The sequence below is a fragment of the Rheinheimera soli genome, assembly GCF_021290985.1.
Taxonomy (GTDB): domain Bacteria; phylum Pseudomonadota; class Gammaproteobacteria; order Enterobacterales; family Alteromonadaceae; genus Pararheinheimera; species Pararheinheimera soli.
Genome location: NZ_JAJOYU010000007.1, coordinates 73,542 through 86,738 on the forward strand (window position 1 = coordinate 73,542; position 13,197 = coordinate 86,738).

Consider the following 13,197-nt stretch of genomic DNA (forward strand, 5'->3'; position numbering starts at 1 on the left):
ACCATGCCTGAACGGGCGGCGGCATTGTACTTAAGCCTTAGTCTTTTGCATACTCTGCTTCATACAAAGCTTTAAAACGTTGGCTTTGTGGATAAGGAAATACATCCTCGACCACGCCATCACGAATTCGCTGTTGTTTCTCCTGCCAGTAGCTTGCATCCATCAGTTCAGGATGGCTTTGAATTAACATCTGGCGGATATCATTTTGTGCTGTGACATAAGTGGTAATTTGTTCAGGGAATACATCACCAGGGCCCACCGAATACCAGGGCTCATTGCTTAACATATCATCGTAGTTATCGGTTTTTGGAATAGTGCGGAAATTGACATCCAGCAGGTACTGCACTTCGTCGTAATCATAAAAAATCACCCGGCTGTGGCGGGTGACACCAAAGTTTTTCAGCAGCATATCACCAGGGAAAATATTGGCGGCAATCATGTCTTTCAGCGCCTGACCATAATCCGCCATCATCTTCGCTTTTTGCTCATAGCTTGCCTGCTCTAAATACAAGTTCAAGGGCAGCATGCGTCTCTCAATATATAAGTGTTTGATAATGACTCTATCGTCTTCAATCTGCATTGAACCAGCTATGCTCTGCTGCAATTCTTCCAGTAGCTCCGGGCTGAATCTGTTGAGCGGCAGGGCAACGTCTGAGTATTCCATGGTATCGGCCATACGGCCCACTCTGTCGTGTTTTTTCACCAGCAGATAACGGGCTTTGACGGTGTCACGGCCAAATTCTTTGGTTGGGGCAAATTTGTCGCGGATCACTTTAAACACATAAGGGAAAGAGGGCAGGGTAAACACCATCATCACCATGCCCCTGATACCTGGCGCTGCGACAAACTGATCGCTGGATTTATCCAGATGTGTCAGCAGTTCACGGTAAAACTCGGTTTTGCCTTGTTTATGCAGGCCAATGGATGAGTAGAGTTCGGCCAGAGTTTTATGCGGCAGCAGCTCTTTCAGAAAATGCACCAAAGCCGAGGGCACCGTCATTTCCACCATAAAATAAGCGCGGGAAAAACCAAAAATAATGGTCATTTGTTGTGGATCTGTGATCAGCGTATCGACATAAACACCCTGATCTTCATCATGCAGCAGCGGAATAATAAAAGGCTGCTGCCCGTCTGGAGTTACCACCCGCCCCACAATATAAGCCGCTTTGTTGCGGAAAAATAACGATTTTAAAATATCAAAGCGCACCAAGTGCACAGGGAAGTGACCATGGCTGGACTGACCGATAAAAGTGCGGACCAGCAGGCGGATATCCCGCTCTAAATCAACAAAAGGTGCCTGCAAATGAAAGCTGGCAACAATAGCTCTGATGCTTTGTTTTAAGCCATATTGAGCCGGAAAATAACTTTCATACACCGAAGCTATTGGAGCGGGCAGGCGTTGTTTGCTTAAGGTTGATTCGACAAAAATATTCTGATTATGAAAATACTTACGCTCGTACAAACGGCAAAATACCGAGTTATAAAAGGTTTCAGCCAGCTCAGCCTGAGGATGAAATAACAAATACTGCTGGTACTGTTGCTTCACCTGTTGCCACAAACAGTCATTTAATTCAGTGCCTGTCAGCTTTTGCTGCAGTAAAGCCAGGGTTTCGCTCACCCTTAAATCGTAATAAGAAATACGTTCTGAGCTGATACGTTGTAATTCCAACCAGTTCTTTTGGGCATAACTTTGCTGGGCCAAAGCGGTGATTTTTTGAAACAAGCTAAAATGGCGGCGAAAGCCCTTTAAAATAAGATCAGCTATTTCTGTAGCTTGCAGCATAACCACATTTCCTGAAGTACCTTAGTTCAGAAATAACTGAAATCCGACCAGATATCAATTGTTGGTTGCGTTGCTCCTCCTAACTTTTTAACTGTCAGTGAAGCTTATAGCCCACAAAAATGGTGCGAAGGCTAGAGTGTGCTGATGTTTTAGCGTTTTACCCTTTATGGGTTCTTAGAAGCAAATGCAGGCTACATTATCAGGAGCAGTTGTTGAGTTAACAACAACTGGACTCACGCAATAACGTTGTTTATAGTCGTTTTATCAAAGGTATAGGGACAACCTGATGTTAAAAATTGCTGTTATCGTTGCTTTGTTTGGATTTCTTATAGCGTTGTATGCTGCCCGACGATATAAAATGTGGATTTTTTCAGCACTTCTAGCGGTACTACTGGGCATGATGTATGGTCCGCCGCGCTACGTGCTTTTTTCAGACACCACTCGCCCAGTGCAGTATCAAGGTGCTAACGATTGGGTTACCTATGGCTGGCAGATTAATCCATTATTTCCGAACGAGAAGTATGCAACTGCTATTAAGTTTCGGCACAACAGTAAGAGTTATTCTCAACTAAATCCAAATGAAGTTCGGCAAGCGGCTATGCCTTTTGGGGTACCACGAGGCCCACTGTCAACTTACTTATGGTGGCTACTGGTGCCGTTTTGGTTGGCTTTTAATTTGTCGCTAATGGGTTTGCGAAGATTATACCGCTCGCTTCGGGGTTATCGACAAGCCTATAGTACAGCTTGTATGCAAGACACAATAAATGCTTACCAACACTTTATTCAGCAGCACAATAGGGGCTTATTGCGGCCATGGCGTTTACTCAAAGCTGCGCAAACGCGGCAGCATGCTGTGTATCAAAAGTACGCTGACCGGTTGACCTTTTTACAGCATCTCAATAGTCGGCGAGCGGAACACAGCGATCCGAATGAGAGGCGGGAAATACATCGTTATGGCGCCTTATTAAACAGCATCTGGGAAATGGTGGCTTGGAATCAGTCACAACAACAACTCGGCTTGCCGCTACAACTTCAGATTATCAGCGAGATACGCTGTACGATAGGGAATGGCGTTATTGATTACCCGAGTATTTCGGATTACTTAAAAGCGAGCCTGTCTCGACAGGAGCGTAGCTGGCTCGAACAATATGCCGCGACCAGCGGTATCGGTAGCTTAGATTCCCTTGTAAAGCGACACGACATATCCACCCAGCAATACGCAAAAGCCCTAATGGCAAAAGATTGGAGTGAGCTGACAACTTGTGTGGCTGATTTTAGGGCGCGCTTGAAGGCGGATCCATCGCTGCAGTCTTGTGAAAATATAGACAATGCGCTGGATATAGCTGGTCACTATCTCCGGCTAGCTGTTTTATCGGCCCTGCCAGTAGACACCAGAGAACAATACTATCGTAGGCAACATAAACGGATTATCGCCCGGCTGTTTAGTGAGGCATTGTCACGCTTTTTACCCGATGAATTCAGTCATATAAACGGCAACCCCAACTTCTTTATTTCTCCGGCTGGTGCAACTATATCCAAGCTTGGTAGTTTGAAAGTGCAGTTGGTATTTGCTGGCAGCATGTACAACGATGGCACCCCTCGTTTTACGAATCAATTTGAGCTGCAACTGGACTCTGGTGCTGAATGGACAATGTCCGGGCAGTTATTAAGTGAGCAGACAAAATCAAGTTCCGACCAAGCTCCACTTCGAGATACAACTATGAGTGTCACCAGCGCGCTGAAGCCGCCGATAAGACGCGTTAACGCGCGGGTAACTGGTGCGTTGAAACAAGGTCCGGAAGCCCTTAAGGTGATACTCCAAGAAATTGATGAGGCGGCGAAAGCATTCGTAAAAGATGAACTTAAGGAAGAACTCTTTGGTGATGCAATCAATGCGGCAGAAGCATTTGTTAGTGAGCAGCTAGAGTTTTTTAGCGAGAGTATATTGAACGCATCAGCCAGCGCATTGGATGGTTTGTTTGGCTTATTAGACGAGGAAAATACATGAGCAGAGGACGTTTCAGTTGTAGTATCGTTGTCTCAATAGGCGGGTTGGTATTGGTGGGGAATGCGTATGCGTCGACCGGTGAGCGTATAGGCAAATTTTTAGGTGAACTGCCATTAATTGATTCTGTTATTGCTCAAATCAAGGAAAACCGCGTAGCAGTAACAACCAGAGCTAACCTTAGTCAATCCCTGACAACCAGACCTGGAGGAGAGCTGAATGAAGGCATCACGATGCAACCCACAGTATGGGTTCGTGCCGATCTAAAGCCCCCCAGGGCTAATTTGCGTAAATATCCAAGCACTGCCAAAACAAGTCAAATAATTGGGCAAGTGACGTCCGGCTCCCGATTACAAGTCAGAGCCAAACATAATGAAGGCACTTGGTTAGAAATCACGGACGATCGCGGCTTGCAAGGTTTTATCCACGGCTCTCTGGTGACTGTTAAAAATCCGCATAACAATGCCACAAAATGAAAAACGTGAAAAAGGGGTCAGGTCCTGAGGGATCCCCACGAATTTAAGCATGTAAATCATCTGTCCCGTTCATACCGTTCACACGATCTGGGCTCTTAAATTCAACAGGTTTTTGTTCGAAACTTAGCCATCAACCGGTTGTAACTGCTAAAAAATCTGTCAACTTTGCCGGATTTTTTTATGCCTGTTGCTTCTGGTTTGCCGCTTTTCTGTTTTTTAGGCAGAGCAAAGCTGCATTCTATGTGAACGCTGTTTTGGCCTTGCCGAAAAAACTACCTCTCAGCTATTCCGGAACATAATACCCACACAAAACCCCATGCCACGCGCTCACCCACTGCGCTTTTTCTGCATTTTTATTCCGCTTGCCTTTCCATACTTCGGCTGGTGTTAACCCAGCTAAATTCTGGTGCGTGCGGATGTGGTTATACCAAGCCCGATAAATATCCAACTCGGTTTGCAAGTCACAATGACCAAAATCCAGTTGCCTGAATTTCTCTTTAAAAGTACCAAAAAATCGCTCTATACGACCGTTTTGCCAGGGGCTGGCGACGGCAGTTGTTTGCTTTTTTATCCCTAATAATTTCAGGCAGCTCTTCAGCCACCAGGAATTAAAACAGGATTCGTTGTCTGATCGGATTAATTTTGGCAATCCGAATTGCCGGATCGAACGACAAATTTCGAGTAGCAGCACATCGGAATGTTTGGATTTTAGCTCCCGCAACGCAATACTTAGCCTTGAGCCGTGATCTACTATGCCAAGAACCAGCTTCTGCTGTTTATTTAGAGTGACAGTCGTTAAATCCATGCCCCAGGTTTGATTAACAGCTACTGTTCTGGGGGGAGTATTTTTCATATTTCTTCGCAACACCTTGATTTGATACTGCTGATTTTTCATCTGGTAGTACACAAAGGTTTTGCTGACGCTATCGCCGTTGTGGTTGTAGCGCTGGTTAAACAATTCAGCCACTTTGCCAGCGCCATAGCCAGATATGGCTGCCAGATACAGCACTTTATCAATCACCCACAGCGGCTTTTTACGGTTTCTGCAAGAAGACGGAGCAGGTAAAGCTGCTTTGATGGGGCTGGCGTAAAAGTTAGGTTTGAGTGGTGTTACTGTCAAAAACAGTCGAAACAAAAGCAAGAGCAAAGCCCGCAACGGAAGTTGCAACAACAGCAAAAAATACAACATAAATCCCTGAAATCGTTTGGCTTGGTGTGTCGATTTTATGGTGTAAAGGATAAATGATGGGAACTGTGGACTGCACGTCCCTGATGAGCGGGGGCATCCAGGTCAAATCAGCAACAAGCGCCGAAGTGACGCACAGAGTGGTTATTCTTTGACGTATAAGCCGTGGGTGACTCCACCCTCAGCATCAAAGCAATGCTTAATAATATCGAACCAGCGCGGGTCATTATGCTCGAAATTGCGGAAAATGGCGTAAGCCACAATGTCTGCCAGTTGGATCAGGCGTGATGCCTTTGAATCCAGAAATACAGGTACTTCGGCGTAGTTTTTGGTTTGGCCCCATGTATGGCCAGAGTATTTAAACTCGCGTGCTAAGTTCTGGATCCGCATTTCAGTTGAGGATTTATCCAGAATCATCAGGCCACGTTGTGGATCATCATATTTTTGATAAACCCGCTTGAGAAATAAATCAAAACGACTGACTAACTGTTCAAAAGCATGCTCAACAGGATCGACACCAACCAAGGCTGATTTTTTAACTACTGCACCAAATAACCGCAAAGAACGCCCATGGTGGGCCACTACAGCGTCCTGTAGCACTTTATCAAGAGCACTGAGCCGGTCTAGCAGTGCGTGAGCTTTCCAACCTTCACGGCCTGAACGCATGGGGGAACCGTGTAGTTCAACAGACCAGGGATCTTGCACATTAAAAGACTCAGCGACAGTATTCAGTGTTTGCTCAACCCAGTGTGTTTTAGTTTCAAAGATAGACACTCCGGCTAACACAAAGTATTGCTGGTTAGGATCGGCGACAGAGCCTGATTCGTCGATGTAGAGTAGATGCATAGCAAGTTCCGGATGTAAAAAAGGCCGCGATATCGCAGCCTTTTATGGATTAGGTAAGCCAGGCGAAGAAGTTCTTCATTGCACCGCATAATGGTCAGCGCAGACCCGACTTGAAGCTAAGGTTACTCCAACCTTGCACCTTATGCAACCCAAGCAATGCATCCATGATTTGATCCATGTAATAAGAAACAGACATCTTTCAGAAAAAAACATTAACTCAGAAGACTACCTGCGAAGTAGTAGCTTTAAGACGCTACCACAGCGCAGCAACAGGCCGTTATCCCGAAAAATAACAAATGTGTTTCTGACAGAACAGCAGACGCAGTTGCTAACCTCACAGGTTCTTTGGGTCGACTTATCGTTGCACAAGCCACAGTAGGTTTATCGATCAACAGCTTTAAAATCCTGCGGCTGGAACCAGTATCTGCTGTTATTTACCGGAGTATCTGGGCTTAACAGTGGGTTTGTAATACTGATCCACTGCTCTGTGGTTTGATGTTGCAGCGGAAATACATGGCGTGTCAGCTCCTGCTGTTGCATATGTTCCAGCAGTTCGCCGTCATCGATCATTTGTTCCAGCCCTTGTTCAATCCATAAAGCCAAAGCTTCGTTATTTTTATGGGTGAAAAAGTAGATCGCAAAAGGGTAGTGCAGCATCAATGAGTCATAACGTATCAGTTCTGGGTATAAAGTGTGGCGTTGTTCCAGCTCAATCACTCCCTCGTGCACACCGCGTGGAAAATAATCACAACGTTTCGCCACCATTTGTTTAAAGATGTTTTCGTAGACAGGAGCTTCTTCTACTTTTAAGCCTGAGTTTCGCATAATGTCGACGTCGGGCCAAAAAGCACCCTGACAAGCGGTGAATTGCTGCAGTTGTTGCAGGCTACGGATGGTATTAAATTTTGCAACTGAGTCTTTATGCAGAATAAATTTACGAAAGCCCATTAAGCCACGTTCCAGCGGAATACGGATAGCGCGGAATTCCTGCTCTTTTTTCAGATCTGTGCCTACCCAAAACACATCCAGAGATTGTTCTTTGTCCAGCTCGCGTAAAGCACGGCCTTGTTCCATCACAAAAGTTGTTTTGAGTTCTGCTACTGTGCGCCCGGCTGCAGCTTTAGTCAGAGCTTTTTTTAATAAGCTGGTGTAGTACTGATGATTGATATCAAATTCAGAACGTGGTTTGGGGACCAATATCTGATGTGGTGTTTCTGCATTGCTGGCTTGCGTTTCAAAACAACATATAAATGCGCAGACAAGCGTCAGTAAAAACAACTTCATAACGAAACCTCAAAGCATCAACACTACTAAGTGTAAATGCCTGCAACATAAAGGACTAGATTTATTGGCTGGCTTTTTAGCCCTGAGCTCTGGTTTTACTGGATACCTCATTTAATTGTTAATAAATTGAATATTATTCTTTGATGGTCGCAAAAATCCGTTAAGCTATAAGGCAGATTTAATTAGTTCATTCTTAAGGACAAGTTATGCTCGAAACAAACTTAATTGTCACTGCAGCGCTGGTGCTGGCTGTGTTAATACTGATTGGCAAAACTGTCGTAATTTTGCCACAAAATATGGCCTACATTATTGAGCGTTTAGGCAAATATTATGAAACTCAAACTGCAGGTTTACAGTTTGTTATTCCTTTTATTGATCGTATTGCCTACAAGGTGTCATTAAAAGAAAGCGCTATTGATATTCCAAGCCAATCTGCTATCACCAAAGACAATATCAGTCTGACGATTGACGGTGTGTTGTATATCAAGGTGATGGAACCTTACAAAGCCTCCTATGGTATTGATAACTATGTGTATGCTGTGATCCAGCTGGCACAAACATCGATGCGTTCTGAAATTGGTAAGCTGGATTTAGATAAAACCTTTGAAGAGCGTGACAGCCTGAACGTCAAAATCATCCATGCTATTAATCAGGCCTCTGCGGCCTGGGGCGTGCAGGTGATGCGTTATGAAATTAAAGATATTAATCCTCCGGCTTCTGTATTGGATGCGATGGAAAAACAAATGCGTGCTGAGCGGGAAAAACGCGCTTCGATTCTCGACTCCGAAGGTAAACGCCAGGCCGCTATCAATATAGCCGAAGGTGCCAAGCAAGCGACAGTGCTGTCCGCTGAAGCCGAAAGGGAACAGCAGGTATTAAAAGCTGAAGGTGAAGCTCTTTCTATTACCTTAGTGGCCGAAGCAAAAGCCAGGGCGTTAACCATGATAGGCCAGGCCGCTGCTACTACTGAAGGTCAGGCCGCCGTGTTGCTGGATTTAGCCACAGAGGCCATTGCTGCGAAAAAAGCCATAGCTCGTGAATCTACAGTGGTACTGATGGATAACGATAAATCTTCAGCCGGAAACACAGTAGCTGAAGCTTTAGGTGTAGTGGCTGCGATTCAAAAATCCGGGGTTTTATCTTAAAGCGCTATCTAAGGACTATCTATGGAACTGAATCTGTTATCTGGCTTATTACTTCTGGCTTTGTTGTGTCTGGCGTTATTGCCTTTTGCTATTCCGGGTGTGCTCGAAGTTCTGCTGTCTTTGGCTATTGCAGCCTTTGTCAGCGCCGCGCTGATGTGGTTTGGCTGGTTGCCGGATGAAACCAGTCTGGTGCTGTTAAGCCTGGCTATGTTAACGGCTTTGTCGGCTGTGTTGTTGTGGAAACCTTTGCGGAAACTGCAAAAAACCGGCATTAGGTTGCAGGAAGACAGCGCTATTTCTGATTTTGTTGGTACAGAACTGGTGCTGACAGAACAAGCCCATAAAGACAGTGATAGTCATATTCAGTTTTGTGGTCTGGAATGGCGGGTCAGATTGGATCCGGAAGAAACGGCGTTGGCGGTTGATCCCGGCCAGACAGTGGTGATCAGTTCCGCTATGGTTGGACTGTTGCTGGTAAAAAGCAAAACCAGCTGATGCTGTTGTATAGTCTGACGTAAAGCTGTTGCAGAGGCTAACTTATACCAGCCCCTGCATCAGCTGCTGCCACGGGGACTTGGCTTAGGAGCTTAGCTTAACCTGAAACCTTGCTGTTCAAAATCCATCAGCCACTGGCTAAAAGTGGCAAATGGCATAGGTTTAGCCAGCAAATAGCCCTGTACCGCATCAGCGCCTAAACGTCTTGCAAACTCCAGCTCTTTTATGGTTTCAACCCCTTCAACCACAGTATAAAGCTGCAAGGATTTACCCAGCATCACAGCGTATCTTAATACCGTATCGTCATTTAATCGTACCGCCTGACACAGCAAGTCCCGATCAATTTTAAGTTCACCCAAAGGCAAGCCCTGTAAGCGGGCTAAGGACGATTGGCCGACACCAAAGTCATCTAACGAGATCCGAATATTAGAACGCTCCAATAATTTAAGAGCCTGTTCTGAATCCTGGACTAAATCAACAAAAGCCGTTTCGGTCAGCTCCAGTTGCAGTGGCACAGTGGAATAACTGGTACTTTTGACGGCCTCTATCACCCGTGAAATCAAAGCAGCATTACGTAAATCCAGCGGAGAGATATTCATCGATAAACGCAAGTTTGCGCCAGCATCTGCCAGTTGTTTTTGCAGGATCAGGGTTTTATCCAGCACCCACTCGGTCACCTGACTGATCATGCCGGTTTGTTCGGCCAAAGGTATAAAATCAGTTGGAGATATTTGGCCCATTTTTGGGTGATACCAGCGGATCAACAGTTCAGCAGCATGAATTTTCTGTTGTTTCATATCCAGTATCGGCTGCACATACAGTTCCAGTAAATCATCCTGCAGTGCAATATTAAGCTCTGACAATAAGTGGATATGCTCCAGGTTTTGTTCCAGATACAAAGGCTCATAAGGCAGGTAGTCGCCAGCTCTGTCGGCATGTTCTATGGCCGCTAAAGCTAAATCCAGCGTATCTGCAGCTTTGGCGCAATCAGCCGGATAGTGCACAGAGCTGTACACAGTGCCTAAATCCAGTTGAAGATTGTCTACTTTTAGCAAGGCATCCAGTTGGTGACGTAGTTGTTCAAACTGCGAGCGGAAATCTGTTGGGGCAATCAGCACTGCATAACTGTCACGCTCCAGCGCAAACAAGCTGGGGTAGTGCGATTCTGTCTGGCGTTGTTGCTCGCCCCAGCGCTTGAGTATTTTGCTAAAGCCAATGATGGTGTGATTGGCTTCCTCCACTCCTAAAGCCCGTTCAATCTGCCGAAAACGTTGGTGCTCAATCATCACCAGATAAAAATCACTGTTTCGTTGTTGATCCAGCTCTTCCAGCCTGTTCAGCAGCGCCTGTTTATTCGGTAAATCAGAGATATGATCTTTCAGTGCCTGTGCCAGCGCTTTTTGCTGAATACTTTGAATATGCTGTTGCTGATCAAGAATTTGCTGCTGGAAGGCAATTTTTTTATTCTTTTCCAGATACAAATTTTGCAGCATCGCAAAGACAAAAAACAGCGCCGCTAAGGCATTGCCTATTTCCATGGCTGAATTGGTAAGAACTACCGCAGGAAGGTAACCTTTGCTGCGTAGTATCATCACAGCAACACCTGTCAGCATGGTCAGTAATGCCATGGAAAGAAACAGAGCATTGGTATGGCGTTTATGCAGTAACCAGAAACTGGCAAGCAGCATCAAACCGCCTGTCAGAGCAGTCAGCTCTACCCCTATTTTTTTTAACCAATATGCACCCAGCCAAGGGCTGGCCAGAAGCAACAAAACAGCAAAAACTCTGATCAACTGAAAAGGCCACATTAACCAGTTGGGGGTCAGGGTGTTGCGGAAAAACGACAACATAAAGGCTGATGCAAGCAAAGATCCCAGCACAGCGCCATATTCAATGACCAGGTTGTAGTCCGGTGAGTTTGGCCAGACGTAGGCGAACAACAGGCCGTTAAGCTCTAACTGGATCAATACAACAGTTAAAAACATGCCGGAAAAAGCCAAAAAATAGCCATGACGATAAATCAGATAAAGTCCGGCTGAAAGCGCAATCAGACACAAAAAAATGCCGCTGAACAGGCTTTGTATAAACACGGACAAGTGTTCCTGTTGCTCCATTTCCACCATGCTACTGCGCTGCAGCGGGAGCATATTGGCGCCCTGATTGGTCACTTTGGCAAAAAGCCATAAGTCTTCGCTACTGGCAGGCAATGGAATAACAAAGTTCAGCGTGGGTAAAGGCCGCAGGCTATAGAGTTGCTGATCTCCGAGCTGATAACTCTGCAACAGGTTTAATTGTTGATCCACGATATAAAGCTCAAGTTTGTCTAAAAAGGGCGCCAGCACAGACAGAGCTGTTTCTGTGTTGTTGGCGGCAAGCCTGGTTTTATACCAGTACGAACTTTGCTGATAACCCAGACTGGCGATGGAGCTTGGCAGCAGTTGCCATTGATCGGCGGGCTGGAACATTAACTGCTGTAATTCTGTGGTTTGTTCAGTAACGGGAAAATAATGCAGTGTATTCAGTGGCTTTAATATGTGTTGTGGAACCAGATGAACCAGCAGCAATGCGATTAGCAGCAGTCCACATAAGGCCAGAAAAAACAAAGTATGGAACAAAGGGTTTTGGCGGAAGGTCATAACAGCTCAGACAGAATATACCTGATCTAACCTTAGCTGGCAGAATGGCAGATGCAACGCGCAAATTGACAAATCTAGTAAATTTTCCACAGGTAAAAACTTTGTTCGAGTTTATTGAACAGCCTTATCAATTTTTATTGCTTTTTAATTGAGCAACTAAGGCTGATACTTGCGCCACAGATTGATTGCAAGGCACAGATCCTTCTCCACTTCTGTCCGTATTATTTCAGGCAGCCAATTGCTGTCAGATTGTTAGTAAAGAGGATTTTTATGCGAACCATCACCGGGATCAAAGCTGCAGGCTTAGCTGCATTAACAGGTATTTTGCTGCTGTCTTTAGGCGGCTGTTCGCAAAAGCAAGCCTTAAGCTCAGTGGTCTGGCAACAGCAATTGAATTTGCCTTCAGTAGTGCATTCAGCTGAAGTGGCACAAAGCTTATCGCTGAATATCGACGAAATCAGTTTTGACTGGATGGATCAAAGCAGAGAGCGGGTAGTACCTGCTTTGTTGTTTAAACCTGCCCATCAGAAAAAAGCCAAAGCCTTAATCGTATTTTCCCATGGTTTAGGCGGCTCGAAAGAACGTTACGCCTATTTAGGCCAGTATTGGGCCAGTCAGGGATATGCCAGTTTGCATGTGCAACACGACGGCAGTGATCGCAAAGTATGGCGTGGTAACAGGTTGTTATTGCCTTTGCGTTTAATGGATGCTGCGGATGCCAGCGAAGCTTTGGCCAGAGTGCAGGATGTGAAGTTTGCTTTGGATAAAATTCTGGCCTCTGACTATGCAGCAGATTTTGATCATCAAAACATTCTGATGGCAGGCCATTCCTATGGCGCTAATACCTCAATGTTGTTAAGTGGCGCTCAGGTGGAGCAAAACGGTGAATTAGTCAGTCTGAAAGATGACAGAATTAAAGCTGCTATTTTAATTTCAGCTCCGCCTTTTTATAACGATCAACCGCTGGACCAGGTGCTGGCAGAAGTGACCATCCCGACTTTGCATATCACCACCACTGAAGATGAAATTAAGGTACCGGGTTATTATTCATCTCCGGCAGACAGATTTGAGCTGTATTACGCTATGGCCAGCAGCTACAAAGTACTGGCAGTGTTCAGCTCAGGCAGTCACAATATTTTTTCAGGCTGGCGCAGAAGTGAAGACATAGCACCACAACAGCAAGTGATCAAAGCTGCTACTCAGGCTTTATCCAGTGCCTTTATCGAACAAGTCACCACGGGCGATGGCCGTGCCATGAGCTTGTGGGCGCAACAACATCAAGCTGTGTTATCTGATTTTATTCGCTCAGATTTAGTAGCTGTGGTGAATTAAGTGGTTAGC

10 protein-coding genes are annotated in these 13,197 nt (G+C 45.4%); 5 read left to right on the top strand and 5 right to left on the bottom strand.

The window, feature by feature from the left end; all coding sequences use genetic code 11:
- Positions 1-37: 37 nt before the first annotated feature.
- The gene (gene aceK / locus LSG37_RS06980; protein WP_233079203.1) at positions 38-1,783 is read right to left on the bottom strand and encodes a bifunctional isocitrate dehydrogenase kinase/phosphatase; all 1,746 of its coding nucleotides are present in this window, start codon (positions 1,781-1,783) and stop codon (positions 38-40) included.
- Positions 1,784-2,069: 286 nt separating this feature from the next.
- On the opposite strand from aceK, the gene LSG37_RS06985 reads away from it, so the two are divergent.
- Together LSG37_RS06985 and LSG37_RS06990 are read left to right on the top strand one after the other, a co-directional pair.
- Complete coding sequence (locus LSG37_RS06985; RefSeq protein WP_233079204.1) at positions 2,070-3,791, top strand: hypothetical protein; 1,722 nt, start codon at positions 2,070-2,072, stop codon at positions 3,789-3,791.
- Complete coding sequence (locus LSG37_RS06990; RefSeq protein WP_233079205.1) at positions 3,788-4,264, top strand: SH3 domain-containing protein; 477 nt, start codon at positions 3,788-3,790, stop codon at positions 4,262-4,264. Before LSG37_RS06985 ends, LSG37_RS06990 begins: the two co-directional genes overlap by 4 nt.
- A gap of 283 nt (positions 4,265-4,547) precedes the next feature.
- Here the strand turns inward: LSG37_RS06990 and LSG37_RS06995 are convergent, their stop codons facing one another.
- The 3 genes from LSG37_RS06995 to LSG37_RS07005 all read right to left on the bottom strand — a co-directional run bounded on the left by LSG37_RS06995 (position 4,548) and on the right by LSG37_RS07005 (position 7,580).
- Positions 4,548-5,231: an integrase core domain-containing protein gene (locus LSG37_RS06995; RefSeq protein ID WP_233079206.1), complete on the bottom strand. Its 684-nt coding sequence runs from the start codon at positions 5,229-5,231 to the stop codon at positions 4,548-4,550.
- Positions 5,232-5,594: 363 nt separating this feature from the next.
- Positions 5,595-6,296: a DUF3800 domain-containing protein gene (locus tag LSG37_RS07000; protein ID WP_233079207.1), complete on the bottom strand. Its 702-nt coding sequence runs from the start codon at positions 6,294-6,296 to the stop codon at positions 5,595-5,597.
- Between the two features lie 381 nt (positions 6,297-6,677).
- Positions 6,678-7,580 carry a type 2 periplasmic-binding domain-containing protein gene (locus LSG37_RS07005; RefSeq protein WP_233079208.1) on the bottom strand — a complete coding sequence of 301 codons (903 nt, stop codon included), beginning with the start codon at positions 7,578-7,580 and terminating at the stop codon, positions 6,678-6,680.
- Positions 7,581-7,786: 206 nt separating this feature from the next.
- On the opposite strand from LSG37_RS07005, the gene LSG37_RS07010 reads away from it, so the two are divergent.
- On the top strand, positions 7,787-8,725 hold the full coding sequence (locus LSG37_RS07010) for an SPFH domain-containing protein (protein ID WP_233079209.1): 939 nt from the start codon (positions 7,787-7,789) through the stop codon (positions 8,723-8,725).
- Positions 8,726-8,746: 21 nt separating this feature from the next.
- Positions 8,747-9,220 (top strand): NfeD family protein, encoded by a 474-nt coding sequence (locus LSG37_RS07015; RefSeq protein ID WP_233079210.1) that lies wholly within the window; start codon positions 8,747-8,749, stop codon positions 9,218-9,220.
- 92 nt (positions 9,221-9,312) lie between these two features.
- Here the strand turns inward: LSG37_RS07015 and LSG37_RS07020 are convergent, their stop codons facing one another.
- Complete coding sequence (locus tag LSG37_RS07020; protein ID WP_233079211.1) at positions 9,313-11,856, bottom strand: EAL domain-containing protein; 2,544 nt, start codon at positions 11,854-11,856, stop codon at positions 9,313-9,315.
- Positions 11,857-12,126: 270 nt separating this feature from the next.
- Between LSG37_RS07020 and LSG37_RS07025 the strand changes: the two genes are divergently transcribed.
- Positions 12,127-13,188 (top strand): alpha/beta hydrolase family protein, encoded by a 1,062-nt coding sequence (locus LSG37_RS07025; RefSeq protein WP_233079212.1) that lies wholly within the window; start codon positions 12,127-12,129, stop codon positions 13,186-13,188.
- Positions 13,189-13,197 lie beyond the last annotated feature (9 nt).